At 62.5% G+C, this 14,569-nt stretch carries 16 protein-coding genes; 2 read left to right on the top strand and 14 right to left on the bottom strand.

All coding sequences use genetic code 11. From position 1 onward, the window contains the following. Nucleotides 1–15 precede the first annotated feature (15 nt). The 9 genes from IPG63_03850 to IPG63_03810 form a co-directional block, all read right to left on the bottom strand. The gene (locus tag IPG63_03850) at nt 16–291 is read right to left on the bottom strand and encodes a hypothetical protein (protein ID MBK6726384.1); all 276 of its coding nucleotides are present in this window, start codon (nt 289–291) and stop codon (nt 16–18) included. Nucleotides 292–322: 31 nt separating this feature from the next. Further along, the gene (locus IPG63_03845) at nt 323–664 is read right to left on the bottom strand and encodes an antibiotic biosynthesis monooxygenase (GenBank protein MBK6726383.1); all 342 of its coding nucleotides are present in this window, start codon (nt 662–664) and stop codon (nt 323–325) included. Nucleotides 665–695: 31 nt separating this feature from the next. Next, a complete protein-coding gene (locus IPG63_03840; protein ID MBK6726382.1) occupies nt 696–1,151 on the bottom strand; it encodes a hypothetical protein in 456 nt (151 codons plus the stop codon). Beyond that, nucleotides 1,151–1,924: a sulfite exporter TauE/SafE family protein gene (locus IPG63_03835; protein ID MBK6726381.1), complete on the bottom strand. Its 774-nt coding sequence runs from the start codon at nt 1,922–1,924 to the stop codon at nt 1,151–1,153. The genes IPG63_03840 and IPG63_03835 overlap by 1 nt, the downstream gene beginning before the upstream one ends. A 70-nt stretch (nt 1,925–1,994) precedes the next feature. Further along, the gene (locus tag IPG63_03830) at nt 1,995–2,726 is read right to left on the bottom strand and encodes an SDR family oxidoreductase (protein MBK6726380.1); all 732 of its coding nucleotides are present in this window, start codon (nt 2,724–2,726) and stop codon (nt 1,995–1,997) included. Nucleotides 2,727–2,875: 149 nt separating this feature from the next. Continuing rightward, nucleotides 2,876–3,205, bottom strand: coding sequence for a hypothetical protein (locus IPG63_03825; protein MBK6726379.1), 330 nt, complete (start codon nt 3,203–3,205; stop codon nt 2,876–2,878). 497 nt (nt 3,206–3,702) lie between these two features. Further along, the gene (locus tag IPG63_03820; protein MBK6726378.1) at nt 3,703–4,149 is read right to left on the bottom strand and encodes an SRPBCC family protein; all 447 of its coding nucleotides are present in this window, start codon (nt 4,147–4,149) and stop codon (nt 3,703–3,705) included. A gap of 170 nt (nt 4,150–4,319) precedes the next feature. Continuing rightward, nucleotides 4,320–4,547, bottom strand: a complete 228-nt coding sequence (locus tag IPG63_03815) for a BrnA antitoxin family protein (GenBank protein ID MBK6726377.1) — start codon at nt 4,545–4,547, stop codon at nt 4,320–4,322. Nucleotides 4,548–4,552: 5 nt separating this feature from the next. Further along, entirely contained in the window at nt 4,553–4,831 is a 279-nt protein-coding gene (locus IPG63_03810) for a BrnT family toxin (protein MBK6726376.1), read from the bottom strand. Between the two features lie 202 nt (nt 4,832–5,033). On the opposite strand from IPG63_03810, the gene IPG63_03805 reads away from it, so the two are divergent. After that, on the top strand, nt 5,034–5,618 hold the full coding sequence (locus tag IPG63_03805; GenBank protein ID MBK6726375.1) for a hypothetical protein: 585 nt from the start codon (nt 5,034–5,036) through the stop codon (nt 5,616–5,618). Between the two features lie 300 nt (nt 5,619–5,918). On the opposite strand, the gene IPG63_03800 is transcribed toward IPG63_03805, so the two are convergent. The 5 genes from IPG63_03800 to IPG63_03780 all read right to left on the bottom strand — a co-directional run bounded on the left by IPG63_03800 (nt 5,919) and on the right by IPG63_03780 (nt 11,638). Continuing rightward, complete coding sequence (locus IPG63_03800; GenBank protein MBK6726374.1) at nt 5,919–6,254, bottom strand: hypothetical protein; 336 nt, start codon at nt 6,252–6,254, stop codon at nt 5,919–5,921. 1,016 nt (nt 6,255–7,270) lie between these two features. Further along, on the bottom strand, nt 7,271–7,732 hold the full coding sequence (locus tag IPG63_03795; protein MBK6726373.1) for a DUF695 domain-containing protein: 462 nt from the start codon (nt 7,730–7,732) through the stop codon (nt 7,271–7,273). Nucleotides 7,733–8,602: 870 nt separating this feature from the next. Continuing rightward, nucleotides 8,603–8,923, bottom strand: a complete 321-nt coding sequence (locus tag IPG63_03790; protein ID MBK6726372.1) for a hypothetical protein — start codon at nt 8,921–8,923, stop codon at nt 8,603–8,605. Nucleotides 8,924–10,202: 1,279 nt separating this feature from the next. Next, nucleotides 10,203–10,697, bottom strand: a complete 495-nt coding sequence (locus tag IPG63_03785) for a hypothetical protein (protein MBK6726371.1) — start codon at nt 10,695–10,697, stop codon at nt 10,203–10,205. A gap of 431 nt (nt 10,698–11,128) precedes the next feature. Then, a complete protein-coding gene (locus IPG63_03780; GenBank protein ID MBK6726370.1) occupies nt 11,129–11,638 on the bottom strand; it encodes a DUF2199 domain-containing protein in 510 nt (169 codons plus the stop codon). A gap of 1,866 nt (nt 11,639–13,504) precedes the next feature. Here IPG63_03780 and IPG63_03775 point away from each other — a divergent pair. After that, complete coding sequence (locus tag IPG63_03775; protein ID MBK6726369.1) at nt 13,505–14,449, top strand: integron integrase; 945 nt, start codon at nt 13,505–13,507, stop codon at nt 14,447–14,449. The last annotated feature ends 120 nt before the right edge of the window (nt 14,450–14,569 follow it).

The raw sequence follows: 14,569 nt of genomic DNA, 5'->3' as shown, positions 1-14,569 counted from the left end.
GCACGTGCGTTGTCATCAGCGCGATTCGCGCTCGAACACGTGCACGTAGCCGAACGCGCCGAAGCTGAGCTTGCGGCCGTCGAGCTCGGTGTAGGAGGCGATGCCGATCGAGTGGTAGTCGCTGGCGAACGCGGTCAATGCGCCGACACCGAGGGCTCCGGCCAGCGGGCGACGTTCGGCGACCGCCTCGCGGATGCGCGCGCGGTGCTGCTCCGGTGCCGGGTTGAGCAGGAACGCTGCGGCGGTGATGGCGGCGCTGAGCACGGCGGTGGTGACGATGGCTTTGGACATGCGGTTGCTCCGGTGTGCGACCAGGTGCGCTTCAATCCGCCGCGAGCGGCGCGGCGTGCCAGTCGTAGGCGCGCTCGACGCGTGCGATGCGCACGCTGTAGTGCGAGTACCAGCGCTGCTGCCCGAGTTCCTGCGCGACGCGGTGCTCGGCATCGGCCTTCCACGCCGCGATCGCCTCCGCCGAGCGCCAGTACGACACGGTGATGCCGGCGCCCTCGGCATTGCGCACGCTTTCCGCGCCGAGGAAGCCGGGCTGGCCCTGCGCCATTTCGAACATGCGCGCACCCATGTCCGCATAGCCCTGGTCGCCGGGAGTGCGCTGCGAAGTGAACACCACAACGAAGTAGGGCGGCTCGGGCGTTGCAGCAATCATGGTCAAACCTCCGATGCGATGTGGACGCGGATCAGGGTGCGGCAGTGTCGCGGGCCGATTGCGTGCTGCGACAGTATCTGGTGACGACCTGCCAGCGACTGCTGCAGGCGACGTCGCCGGACGGGCGCTCGCGGCAACGCGCGGCGCTCCAGACCGCTTGCTCGACTGCATTGGCGGAGAACGGCACCTCGTTGCAGAGGGCGTCATCGGTCTTGCTGGATCGCAGGCAGCCTGCGAGCCGCAGGCTGCTGGCCATGATCTCCTTGAACGCCTGCCCCGACGCATCGCGGGCTTCGGCGTCGGCCAGGCATTGCCGCGCGCTGCGGTCGCGACCTTCGTTGCGGCCGGCGGTTACGTGCTGCTCGGCATCGCTGCCCATCTCCTGCCGCAGGTAGCGGGCGAACAGCAGTCCGGCGCCGGCCAGCAGCGCGATGCCGAACACGAACACCGCCAGCAACCCGAGTACCACCTTTTGCCAGGTTCGCATCAGAGCCACCCCGCCATGAGTCCAAGCGCGACCAGCACCAGCAGCACCGCGACGGTGCGCTGGATGCCGGGCAGCGTTGCCTTCTTCAGATGCCGGTTGCCCAGATAGGCACCGAGGAACGCGGCCAGCACCGCACTGCCGAGCAGCGCCAGATCGAACTCGCCGGCGTGGCGGCGGATCTGCGTGGCGTACACGCCGAGTCGCGAGCAGTCGATCAGCACGCCGAGCATCACGCCGGTGCCGATGAAGGCTTCCTTGGACAGCCCGGCGCGCACCAGGAACGCCGAGCGCAGTGCGCCCTGCATGCCCGACAGACCACCGAAGAAGCCGCTGAGTGCGCCGCCGAGCGGCAGCCAGCGCGGCGCGAAGGCGAGCGCGCGTCCTTGCGGCAGCAACTCCAGCAGCGCGAAGCCGAGCAGCAGCACGCCGATCGCGAGCTTGACCGGTGTCACCGTCCACTCGTGATCCAGGGCCAGGTAGCGATAGGCCGGTGCCACGTCCGCCAGCCACAACAGCAGGCTGGCGCCGAGCAGTGCGCAGAGCATCGCCGGCACGCCGAAGCGCAGCACCACGCGCCAGTCGGCGTGGCGCCAGACCAGCGCGAGCTTGAACAGTCCATTGAGGAAGTGCACCACCGCGGTCAGCGCTACCGCCTGCTCGACCGGAAAGAACAGGGCGAACGCCGGCAACAGCAGCGTGCCGAGGCCAAAGCCCGAGAAGAAGGTGAGCGCCGAAGCCAGCAGCGCCACCGTGCAGATCACCAGAAAGCTCAAGGTGTCCTCCGTTCGCGCCGAGGTCGTTGCGTCGACTGCGCTCGCTCATCGCCGCCAGCAGGGAAGGCGGCTACCACGGCAGGCGCTTGCCCTTGTGCACCAGCTGGCCGTGCGGGAACTGCGCGCGGTCGATGGTAACGAGTTCGACCACGGTGGCTGCGCCCTCGTCCACTTCCATCGGTGCCGCCTGGCTGCCGAGGTCGGTCTTGACCCAGCCCGGGTGCGCGGCCGCGACCGCGATGCCGCGATCCGCCAGCGTCTTCGACTGGATCAGGGTGAGCATGTCGAGGCCGGCCTTCGAGGTGGCGTAGCCCACGGTCATGAAGCCCGCCATGTGCTTCCAGTTGCTCTCGGCGGTGCCGATCGAGCCGAGCATCGACGAGTGGTGGATGATGCGCGCATCGTCGCTGCGCGCGAGCAGCGGCAGCAGCGCCTCGCTGACCTCGTAGGGCGCGACCAGGTTCACCTCAAGGGTGCGGCGGACCTTGTCGGCGTTGGTCGGCTGTCCGTCCCACTCGAGCGCGATGCCGGCGTTGTTCACCAGCACGTCGAGCTTGCCGAAACGATCATCGATCTCGCGCGCGACGCGGGCGATGTCGTCTGCGCTGGTGACGTCGAGCTGGATGCTATGCGCGTCGCTGCCGGCATCCACCAGTTCCGCCGCCGCAGCGCGCCCGGCCGCTTCGTCGCGCGAGGTCAGCACCACGGTGTAGCCGAGCGCGCCGAGCTGCCGCGCGATCTCCTTGCCCAGCCCCTTGTTCGCACCGGTCACCAGCGCGACCTTGCCATTCCTGTTCGCCATCGCCTGTCATCTCCCTGTCGTTGAGCAGATCCCGCGGATGCCGCCCGCGCGCGCACACGCCACTTCCCCGCACCTTCCGCGCGCCCACGTCATGCCTGAGTCGCGACACCATGGACGAATGGTGCTGCCTCATGCCCGCGGGGCGCATCTCACGGAAAGGCAAAGCTCACGCGAATTCCCGTCGAGACGTCGCCACTGCAGGAGCCGCCGGGCAGCAGCACAATCCCCGCACACGTCGGGTTGTCCTTCGGCAGAAGCCGACACTGCGCACCATGGCTGAGTGCTGGCCCACCCGTGGCTTCGTAGCAGTACTCGGTTCGCATCTGGCAATACGTCTTCGTTCGAGGTTGCCCGTCAGCCCGATCCAGAGAGTCGGCGCACTCAAATGTCGGGGAGGCGGCGTCGCGCGGCTCCGGTTGCGCACACGCAACGAATGCCAGGCAAAGCAGCAAGCCGGAAATCGCGAGGAAGTGCTTCATGGAGTCTCAACGCCGTGTTCAGTCGTCACCGCGCGACGGTGCTCGAATGATACGCGCAACTTCCTCGGCGGTCGGGCTGAAGCGAGGGAGGAAGCCAAAGGCGCAGGGTTCGGCCCGGCTTGCACGTGCTGGCGCAGCCTAGTCGGAACCACCGCCACCATCGCCGCCCCCGCAATCGCCGCCACTCGACGAGTCGCCGGCGGAGTCGCACGACGAGCGCGAGTCATGCGTCGATGAGTCGGAAGAGGCGGTCCAGCTACTCGATCCGTATGCGTCCGTGCCGCGCGCTGAACCACCGCGCCCAGACTTTGGCCGGGCGAAGGCAAGGGCAAACGCGATGACGCCAATGGCAAACAAGAACCAAAGAATGGAAATGGCCACCTTGACCTCCGCAAACAGACTGGCGCCGTGCTCAGTCGTCGACGCGCAACGGCGTGTGGATGATACGCGGAACTTCCACGGCGGTCGGATTGAACGACGGGTTGGGCGGCACTTTTTTAGCTTGGGATCTCGGCCTCGACGAGCATTGCCAGCAGCGCGAGGGACTCTTGCCAGCCGAGATAGCAGGCCTCAACGGGGATGACCTCGGGGATGCCTTCTTGCAGGATGTTCAGCTCGGTTCCGCAGAAGACCTTCTTCAGCGACACGGTTACCACCAACGTGCCGGGCAAGTTTGGGTCATCGAACCTGTCCGTATGGCGGATGCGCTCGTCAGGGACCAACTCCAGGTACTCGCCGCCGAAGGAGTGACTGGCGCCCGTTGCGAGACTTGTGAAAGACATCCTGTAGGTACCGCCGACCTTGGCGTCCAACTGGTGGACCTTACCGGTGAAGCCGTTCGGCGGCAGCCACTTGGCCATTGCATCGGCGTCGAGGAAAGCGCGATAGACGCGCGCCGGCGGTGCGCGCAGCACGCGGTGAAGCTGGACAGTACCAGTAGCCATGACGAGTGTGCCTTTCGAAATGCGATGGTCGGGCTGGGGGAAAACGGTGCCGCCCAACGTTTGAGGTAACCGGCGCGCGGAGGCAGGACGCCTTGGCCCGGTTGGCGAGAATGTACGGCGTACCGCCAACCGGGCCAAGGTGGCCTGCCGTAGCGGGTCCGGTTGAATCGTCAGGCCTTGCCGCTTGGCCATGCAATTTGAACCTTGCGATGCTTCATGACGCAATCTCGCAGGTACAGATTGATCAAGCTCTGATAGGGAACTCCCGCTTCATTGGCCATGCCTTTGAAGTAGTCCACTACGTCCTCCGAGAGGCGCATAGAGACAGGCTTCTTGAGCTTGGCCGCATAAGGATTGCGGCGAGATTTCATCTTTGACAGGTCGTATTCGGCTTTCATGGCGGTCACTGGCTGTAGAAGGAGCTTTCGTGCTTCGTGGCTTTGCGCGCTGAAATGATGCGAATGACGCCGCCACGGTCGCGCTCGCAGTGGCAGACCAAGAGAAGGTAGGCGCCGCTACTCATGCCAAGCATGAGAAAGCGTTCCTCGTCTGACGAGTGGGGTTCATCATAGAACTGGACTGCGAGCTCGTCGTAGAAGACGGTCTGGGCTTCCTCGAAGGAGACGCCATGCTTCCTGAGGTTTGAGGCGGCTTTGGCCGGATCCCAGTCAAACTTGATCATCTGTACATTGTATGGATGATCGATGCTCTTGCAAGGCCTAACGCCGTGTTAAGCCGCCGCCGCGCGACGGTGTGTGGATGAAAAGAAGAACTTCCTCGGCGGTCGGCTTGAATGATGGGATGGACTCCTCCCGACGCGGCGCAGGCATCGAAGTGCCAGTCTGAAGGTGTTGAGGCATCAGTCACCGCCGGAGGAGTCCGTCGTGAAGTGTAATCCCGCTGTCGCCACCATCGCCATCGATCTCGCGAAATCCATTTTCCAACTGCTGGCTGTCGACGCGCGCGGCCACGTGCTCGAATCGCATCGGCTGTCGCGCGCCGCGTTCATCGCGTTCTGGCACAACCGCGCGCCGGTGCGGGTGGTGATGGAGGCCTGCGGTTCGGCGCATCATTTCGGGCGGTGGCTCACGGCGCTTGGTCATCAGGTGATCCTGATTCCCGCGCAGTACGTTCGCCCGTATGTGCGGCGAAGCAAAACCGATGCGGCCGATTGCCTGGCGATGATCGAGGCGGTGCGCGCGATCGGTGTGTACTGCCGCACCCTGCTGATCCAAGGCGCGCGCGCGGTGCTCGCCGCGGCGAAGCGCGCGCAGGCTGCAGGCAAGCCGCTCGATCGATTGCGCACCTGGGCGCTCGCACTCGCCGAGCGCCGCGGCTTCAACAAGGCCGCGGTCGGTCTCGCCAACAAGATCGTGCGCATCCTCTGGGCGACCTGGCGCCACGCGCGCAGTTTCGATGGCGACTACGCCAAGCGCTTCGATCAGGAGATCGCGATGAGCAACGCCTGATCGATACACGCAGTCAACGCAGCACACCCTTTCACCACAGAGCGGCACGTCAACGGATCGATCCCATCAACCTCATCACCAGCGGCTCGGCCGCGGTGCGGCAAGGCCGATAACTATGTCGACCCGCGAGGTCGCTTGAACGATAGGCCCCGCACCCGCGGATCCCATGATGTCCCGGCGGATGATCCCGCCACTTCGAGGACGGATAGACGCTTGCACCGATCCAACCGTGATGAAGCAGAGCAGGATCAATCAGCTTGACGTGGGGGAGGAGTCCATAGACACATAGTTAGGCGCGCACTAGCCGCAGAATTGCGCATAGAACGGGTGCGTGCGAAGCGCTCGCCTACGACTTTCGATGGTGGCTGAATTGTCGAGCCCAGAGAGAATGTTTTCGAACTCGGGCGAATTAAGCGGAAGAGCCTCGAGCAATACCGGGATGTCCGCGGTGGTGAGGAGATTCATGTTCATGCAGTCGAGCTCCGCGAGGACGGCGTTACAAGCGGCGGACTCGGGTTCGTAAGCATCGACGGCATAGCGGAGCTCCGCCCACTCGTGCACTTGAACCTCAGTCAGTGCGCCAGCCTGCCAATTGCGGAGAACGCGCTCCACTTCGGTTTGCGATACAAGCTGCATGCGCACCTAACGCCGTGTTAAGCCGCCGCCGCGCGACGGTGTGTGGATGATACGAGCAACTTCCTCGGCGGTCGGCTTGAACACTTAGTTAGGCGCGGGCGCGACGTTGTTTCGCCACCAAAGAATTAGCGCCACTAGCAATGCGAGGCCAGCAGCGACCGTCCAGGCAGCACGACTGGCGCCGGGCTTGGAACCGACCTCTGCCCGAGCGAAGCGAAATACCAACGCACACCCCGTGCCCCACACCGCAACGGCGAAGAGGTACCCGAGCATCGAGCGATACTTGATGCTCTCCGCGACGCCGCCGAACAAGCCAATGCCAGCGAAAACGATTACGCAGAGTTTGGTAGCACCGGAGGTCGTGACACTCCCACCGCAGCGTGTGCAGCGTCGCGGCACTCCGATCGACGCCGCGACCAAAGCGCTGCCCGAAATAGAGGTCTCACCGCAATGTGGACATGGGCGGGTTAACAAGATGCGCCTAACGCCGTGTTAAGCCGCCGCCGCGCGACGGTGTGTGGATGATACGAGCAACTTCCTCGGCGGTCGGCTTGAACACATAGTTAGCCGCCACTCCTGACCGACTTGGCATACGCAAAACCTACGGCGACAAAGATGGCGCCGCTAACGGCGAGAAAAGCAGCAAGCATATTCTTGCCATGGAACGCCTCGACAACGCCACAGGCCAGAAATACACCGCCAATGAACCAGCAGAACCAAGCCGTGACCAAGGTGACGCGGAGTGATTTTTGAACCATCCCCGCAATGCCCTTGCGGGTGAGAGCGGATGCTCGTTCACACTCTTCGGAGCACACCACCACTTGCGAGGACTTGAGTCGACACGCTCGACATACGCCGCGGCCACAGAACTGGCAAACGCCAACGGCGGTCGAGCCCTCGTGCAATAGGCATTCCATTGAACTTTCCTTGGCGGCTAACGCCGTGTTAAGCCGCCGCCGCGCGACGGTGTTTGGATGATACGCGCAACTTCCTCGGCGGTCGGCTTGAACACATAGTTAGGCTTCCGTCTGCGCGAACCGCTTGAACGCGCGCCATTCGGGATCGTGCTCGTGCGAAAAAGAAACCGGAAATGGCTGCTCGCCCTGGAGTCCCTCGTTTGCGATACGCATCATGTCCTCGACGCTTCGCGTGTACCACTGCCACTCGCGAACCCCGTCGCCTGTGACGACGACCGTGAGCAACGACACGCCCTCCGTCTCGAGACAGTTCTCGAGCCGGTCTTCTAGAACCTTCATTCTCCCGAGATCTTCAGCTCCGGGCATTCCACTCGCGTCGGTCTCGTATTCCCACGAAATGGCAATCATCTCGGAGTACTCAGTGGACCGCACAAGTCGCATGGCGTTCGTGCGAACACGGAATAGGTGCGGCTTGCCGCCAATTACTCCGTCCGCAACAACCCACGGGTCGTCGGCCTTGGGCACGACCGGAGGCGCTCGATGACCAAACAACTTGCGCAAGATTCCCGCCATCCGCGATATCCCCTAGGAAGCCTAACGCCGTGTTAAGCCGCCGCCGCGCGACGGTGTGTGGATGATACGAGCAACTTCCTCGGCGGTCGGCTTGAACACATAGTTAGGGCTCAGGACTGATGCTTACAGGCTGACATTGCAGGTGCCGATGTGCCCACAACGTACCCAGCTCCAAAGGAGAGCAGCGGACTGTCGCAGTGCGGCCCGCAAGGGAGCTCCATTCGACAAGTTCACGCTCGCCAAGAATTAGCTGGACGGACTCGAATTCTTCACCATCAAAGAGAGTGGGCGAGGTCAGTTCAATGACTGGTGCTTCACGCATTGAGCCTCCGCCATTTGGATGCTGCACGTGGGTTTGGACAGTCAGTAGGCCTGAAAGTCTCGACGACTCCGGCACAACAGTGGTTGCGCAAGATGCGAGTGAAACGACCAACAGCAGTTGCAGAAACCTCACGTGAGCCCTAACGCCGTGTTAAGCCGCCGCCGCGCGACGGAGCTTGGATGATACGCGCAACTTCCTCGGCGGTCGGCTTGAACACATAGTTAGAGCGCATGCACGCGGAGGACATTGACTACTGCTCTTGCGACAACTGGCGAGCGTGAATGGCCTTTTCTATTTCGTAGACGCGACGCATGGCTTCCTTCCGCACCTTTGGCACCAAATTCTGCGCATGCTGTGTCCAATAGGTCTTCCAGCGAAGGAGTTCCGGAACATCCATGGTTGCGAATCGACTTTCGAAGTCTTCCAACTCTCTGAACCGGCCCATGGATGCGCTCTAACGCCGTGTTAAGCCGCCGCCGCGCGACGGGCTGTGGATGATACGAGCAACTTCCTCGGCGGTCGGCTTGAACACATAGTTAGGCCTGCCTCGCGGGGAGCCGCTCGTAAGTGCCTTGCTCACCAAGCCACTTCAGTTCAATTTTGCCCTCGGATCTCAGGAAGGCTTCGGCTGCGAATGCAACTGGCCTCGCGAAATCTGAGCGTTGCAGGGAGCGTTGTTGTGAGCCCAGTTCCCACCTGAGGAAGTGCGCTTCCTGAGGCGAGTCCGTGTAGCTTCGCGCGACGAGGCACTCAGCGCCCTCGACGAAACGATAGATGTCGTACTCGTAGTAGTAGTCGAGCATGCCCGAGGCATCGGGCTCGCTGGAGTCAATGTGACGAGTGCGATCGACGCGCATGTGCAGACCTAACGCCGTGTTAAGCCGCCGCCGCGCGACAGGCTGTGGTTGAAACGAAGAACTTCCTCGGCGGTCGGCTTGAACACATAGTTAGAAACGTTTGCGCCCATGAAACCGCGAACCTCCGACGAAGGCTGAGACTGCACCGCTGCGAGTGGGCGACTGACGAACGGCCGCCCGACATTCGCGCGCGCTGCGACGTGCGGACAATGCGACGAACGTTCCCGCGCGTCAATGCGGCCTCTCGCGACAGAGCAACTTTCGGCGAGATCTGGGGCCACCTTCGAAGCGCGCGCCCTTGACCGCACGAACACTGCGCGCGGCCAACAAGAGGAGATCGGCATGAGGGCGCCACCGCGCGCAACAACGCGGCACCCTGCGGCGCAATGACCTACTGCACAAGCAGGCGGAAGGCTTCGGACAAACGCTTCTAACGCCGTGTTAAGCCGCCGCCGCGCGACAGGCTGTGGTTGAAACGAAGAACTTCCTCGGCGGTCGGCTTGAACACATAGTTAGAAACGTTTGCGCCCATGAAACCGCGAACCTCCGACGAAGGCTGAGACTGCACCGCTGCGAGTGGGCGATTGACGAACTGCCGCCCGAAATTCGCGCGCACTGCGGTGCGCGGACAATGCGACGAACGCTCCCGCGCGTCAATGCGGCCACTCGCGACAGCACAGCCTGTGGCGAGCTCTGGGGCAACTGTCGAAGCGCGCGACCATGGCCGCACGCGCCTGCGCGCGGACAACATGAGGAGATCGGCGTGATGGCGCCACCGCGCGCAACAGCGCGGCACGAAGCGACGCGATGACCTACTGCACAAGCCGGCGTAAAGCTCCGGACAAACGCTTCTAACGCCATGTTAAGCCGCCGCCGCGCGACATCGGTGGTAAGTGCGAACTGGTGGGACGGCGGTCGGCTTGAACATTTAGTTAGATGTCTCTGCTTGCGGTGGTGCCGAGATAATGCAAAAAACAGGCTCCACCAAACCCTTGCGAAAGACTGCACCCTAAAGCTCTTGGGGTCAAGGCCGCAATTCCCCAGACTGCAAGCCTCTTCCGCACCCACGCCGCCGCATGTCCGCGCCCGCCGGCAAGGTTGGGATGACGCCGCAGTGCCCACCCGGCGTCCGGTTAAGCGCCAATTTGGACTACTGCGAATGAAACCCGCTTTTCTAGCTGAACCGAAGCCACGAAACGTGTTCAACTCGCGAGGGGGCTGATTCTCCGAAGTTCCGCCGTGTTCAAATGACTCGTACCGATGGATCTATCTCGTGCTCCTACTCACGGTACCAAGCACCCTTCGTCGTGTATCTAATACTAAAATATGAATCAGTGACGCGAATTTCATCAATAACAAGGGAGAAATTTCCGGCGATTACCTTTGCTACCCTCAATAGCTCAGATCTCCACGCTGCTTGGTCGCTATTCGGATCTCTCCGCAGGCGCGACCACCCATCGCGTTCAACTTTGGCGCTTAAGGTAAAACGATATCCTTCGCCCCGACGAAACGCCCCCGAATCAATGGATTCGTTAGAAAACGATGATATCCATTCTGATGAAACCAATTCGCCGAGTGACGCGATGAAGGCTTCCCGAAGAATCAATTTCGCATCACGCTGAAACTCTCGATCTTCCAACACTTTAGTTAATTCACGCTCCTTCAGCATTTGCTTCCGTTCTTCATCATGTTTCTGACCAATCTTTTCTATTGCGAAAACAAATAGAAACAAGAAGCACGCAATAGCAAAAAAGCCGAGAACTTCACCAGTCATTGCATCCCCCTGATCTTGATCGTGTCATCTATATCTAATATTTCCACCAGATGTAATTCGGGGCGCGCCAGTGAGCCTGCGCACACTAGCCGAAGCAAAATACACAAAGCACCCGAGCACAAAGCACGGCAACCGCCGAGGACTCCCTCCGCGCCCGCTCTTCGCGGGAACTCGCGACTCATCTACGAGGCTTGGCTCTGTCCAGTAGCCCACTTTCATCACGCCCGGAACAACCGGTCTCGGGCTTGCAAGCTCTTTCCCAAAGCTTCAGGGTGACCAGAACCCATGGTTTACTGCGGCATCACTCTACGCTAGGAGATGTTTAGAAACCACCAGGAGCCAAAGACATCTAACGCCGTGTTAAGCCGCCGCCGCGCGACGGTGTGTGGATGATACGAGCAACTTCCTCGGCGGTCGGCTTGAACACATAGTTAGGCGCCGCCGCCGTGCAGCGCGTGCTCAGCGATTTGCTGCACTCGAGCAAGGGTAATGCCTTGGTGTTGCTCAATGGATAACGGGTGGTCCGTGCGCTCTAGCTCGATGAGTGGGCGCTCGCCGAGTGGTTGGGTATGAACAGTTGCCTTTAGGGCGAGTGTGGACGGGCTGTAGGGGAGTGCGCTTTGCAGCCAACCGAAGTATGGAGGCTCACTTTCACGCCCTTCGGCTTCCCACAACTCCGAGGCTCTATTGAAATTCGACTCGCTCAACGACACCCAAGCTAGCCAGGTGAAATGCTGCGGCGTTCCAAGGATTGGCAAGATGAGTTGCCCGAGCACAAAGTAGTGCTCATCATCAACGATGCACTGGTCGGAGCTCAGTGTTGCGCGTGCTTCGCGCTCCGCCTCGGGCAACGATAGCCAAAGCGCAGGTGCCGGACTGCCAAAGCAAAGTGGCAATTCTCGATGAAGCTCTCCGCACGTTGCGCAAACGAAACCTGTCATGCGGCACCTAACGCCGTGTTAAGCGGCCGCGCAGGCGCGGACCACCACGTTGAAGAAGCATAGGTTGCGCGGTCCGCTTGAACACACAGTTAGCTCTCATGAAGCGACACCACGAATCGCTGACCCGAGGGCCGGACCACGGGAGACTCAAGGTTTGGAGTTGCTGCGGTAAACCCGTTGTACGAGTAACGCCACGTGCGAATGGTTCGACCTGCAAGGTCGTACGCTGACTCGCAAATGTCGCTCGCGAAGCCGCCGAGCCATTCCGCGTCGGGCCGAGAGTAGCGAACAAGGGTGGATTCGTGGGGAGGTACATACTTGACGGTACAACCACGGCGAGTATCGCCCCCCCAGAATACAAAGGCACCGAGGCCTGCCTTGTAAGAGCTGCGAGATGGATCCCATACATGGGTATCCAGGCGCTTGAGGGCACTGAGTTGATCGTCGGTCGGCCGGAGTAGGACGAGCTGACGTCCGGAAATGTTGAGGACCGTCGGAACGCCTGGGAGAAGCGGCTGTGCTGGCAGGAAAAGCTCTGCGTCCGCGCGCGCACGCGCAGAAGGCTTGAGGGACGCGATGCCCACGTAGAACACGGCAACTGCACCGAGGCTCGTAAGAACCAGCAGAGCAATCGAAATGCCGCGCCGAGTGAACATGAGAGCTAACGCCGTGTTAAGCGGCCGCGCGGCCGAAGAGAAATGTTCAGGGCGAATTCGCTACTTCCGCGCGGTCCGCTTGAACACATAGTTAGAGACGATTGCGGCGGAAACATTGCACACCTCTGACGAAGCCCGAGCCTGCACCGCTGAAAAAGCGCGACCGACGAACAACCGCGCATAGTTCGCGCTCGCTGGTATGCGGACAATGCGACGAACGCTCCCGCGCGTCAATGCGGCAAGCTGGCGATGAAGAAGAGACTCGCGAGCTCTGGGGCGTGAACGAAGCGCCGAGCGATGACCGCGCGCACGCGACCACGAACAACACTCGACAGCCCGAACTCGATGGAGCGCGCCGACGATCACGCGGCCAGATTGCGACACGCTCACCTGGTGCACAACCTGAGAAAAGGCTACGGGCAATCGACGCTAACGCCGTGTTAAGCCGCCGCCGCGCGACAGGCTGTGGTTGAAACGAAGAACTTCCTCGGCGGTCGGCTTGAACACATAGTTAGAAACGTTTGCGCCCATGAAACCGCGAACCTCCGACGAAGGCTGAGACTGCACCGCTGCGAGTGGGCGACTGACGAACGGCCGCCCGACATTCGCGCGCGCTGCGACGTGCGGACAATGCGACGAACGTTCCCGCGCGTCAATGCGGCCTCTCGCGACAGAGCAACTTTCGGCGAGATCTGGGGCCACCTTCGAAGCGCGCGCCCTTGACCGCACGAACACTGCGCGCGGCCAACAAGAGGAGATCGGCATGAGGGCGCCACCGCGCGCAACAACGCGGCACCCTGCGGCGCAATGACCTACTGCACAAGCAGGCGGAAGGCTTCGGACAAACGCTTCTACGCTAATTCTCCGACGGAAGGGTCGGGCTATGGGCGGGAGTCTGTGGTGGGGGGAAGGGGCGGGTCAAGAAATTTCGCAGGGAGAATCCAGACTTGCGCTGAGGACTTGCGGCTCGCAGGGGGGCACGATGGGGCATGTCCGACGGTGGAGTGGGGATATGTCTTATCGCGACGGTGGAGACGGGATAACGGGTGATCGGCGGGTGCGTGGAGGGGCGGGCAGGAGTTCGGGCTCGGCCGCCGGCTCGGCCACTGGCGCGGGCAAGGCATCGGCGTCGGCGTCGGCATCGGCGTCGGCATCGGCATCGGCATCGGCGTCGGCGTCGGCGTCGGCGTCGGCGTCGGGGCCGCGGTTGATGGATCAGGTGCGGGAGCGGATCCGGGTCAAGCATTACAGCCTGAAGACCGAGGCGGCGTATTGCGGGTGGATCCGTCGCTTCATCCTGGCGAATGGAAAGCGCCATCCGCGCGAGATGGGTGGGGCGGAGGTCGAGGTGTTCCTGTCGCGGCTCGCGGTTGAGGGCGATGTGGCGGCGTCGACGCAGAACCAGGCGCTGGCGGCGTTGCTGTTCCTGTATCGCGAGGTGCTGGGTGTGCGGTTGCCGTGGATGGAGTCGGTGGTGCGCGCGAAGCGGCCGGCGCGGTTGCCGGTGGTGCTGAGCGTGGGCGAGGTGCGGCGCGTGCTGGAGGCACTGGAGCCGACGTATGCGCCGATGATCCGGCTGCTGTATGGCACCGGCATGCGCGTTTCCGAGTGCGTGCGGCTGCGCGTGAAGGACATTGAGTTCGAGCGCGGCCAGATTCTGGTGCGCGATGGCAAGGGCGGCAAGGACCGGGTGACGATGCTGCCGCGGCAATCGCAGGATGCGCTGCGTGACGCCGTGGCGAGGGCGCTGGCAATACACGCGGCGGACCTGCGCGCGGGGTTCGGTGCGGTATTCCTGCCGCATGCGCTGGCGCGCAAGTATCCGAATGCGGCGCGTGAGCCGGGCTGGCAATACGTGTTCCCGGCAGCGTCGCGCAGCCTCGATCCGCGCCTGGGTGTCGAGCGCCGCCATCACCTGAACCCGGACCTGCTGCAGCGTGCACTCAAGCGTGCATTGCGCCTCGCCGGTATCGAGCGCGGCGCCAGTTGCCACACGCTGCGCCATTGCTTCGCGACGCACCTGCTCGAAACCGGCGCCGACATTCGCACGGTGCAGGAACTGCTCGGGCATGAGGACGTGGCGACCACGCAGATCTACACGCACGTGCTCAATCGCGGGCCGGTCGGGCTGCTGAGCCCGCTGGATCGTGGCTGAGCTAAGGCGCAGGATGGGATTGCATCGTGGTGGTGGGGGTGTTGCGAACACCCCGCATCGCGACCATCGGCGTTATTGCGTCATCGGTCGCGACCGGGGTCGCTCCTACGCCGCACGATG

This window comes from Lysobacterales bacterium (genome assembly GCA_016703225.1).
Classification (GTDB): Bacteria; Pseudomonadota; Gammaproteobacteria; order Xanthomonadales; family Ahniellaceae; genus JADKHK01.
The sequence above is the reverse complement of the archived record's forward strand: the minus strand, read 5'-3'. Positions and strand labels throughout refer to the sequence as shown.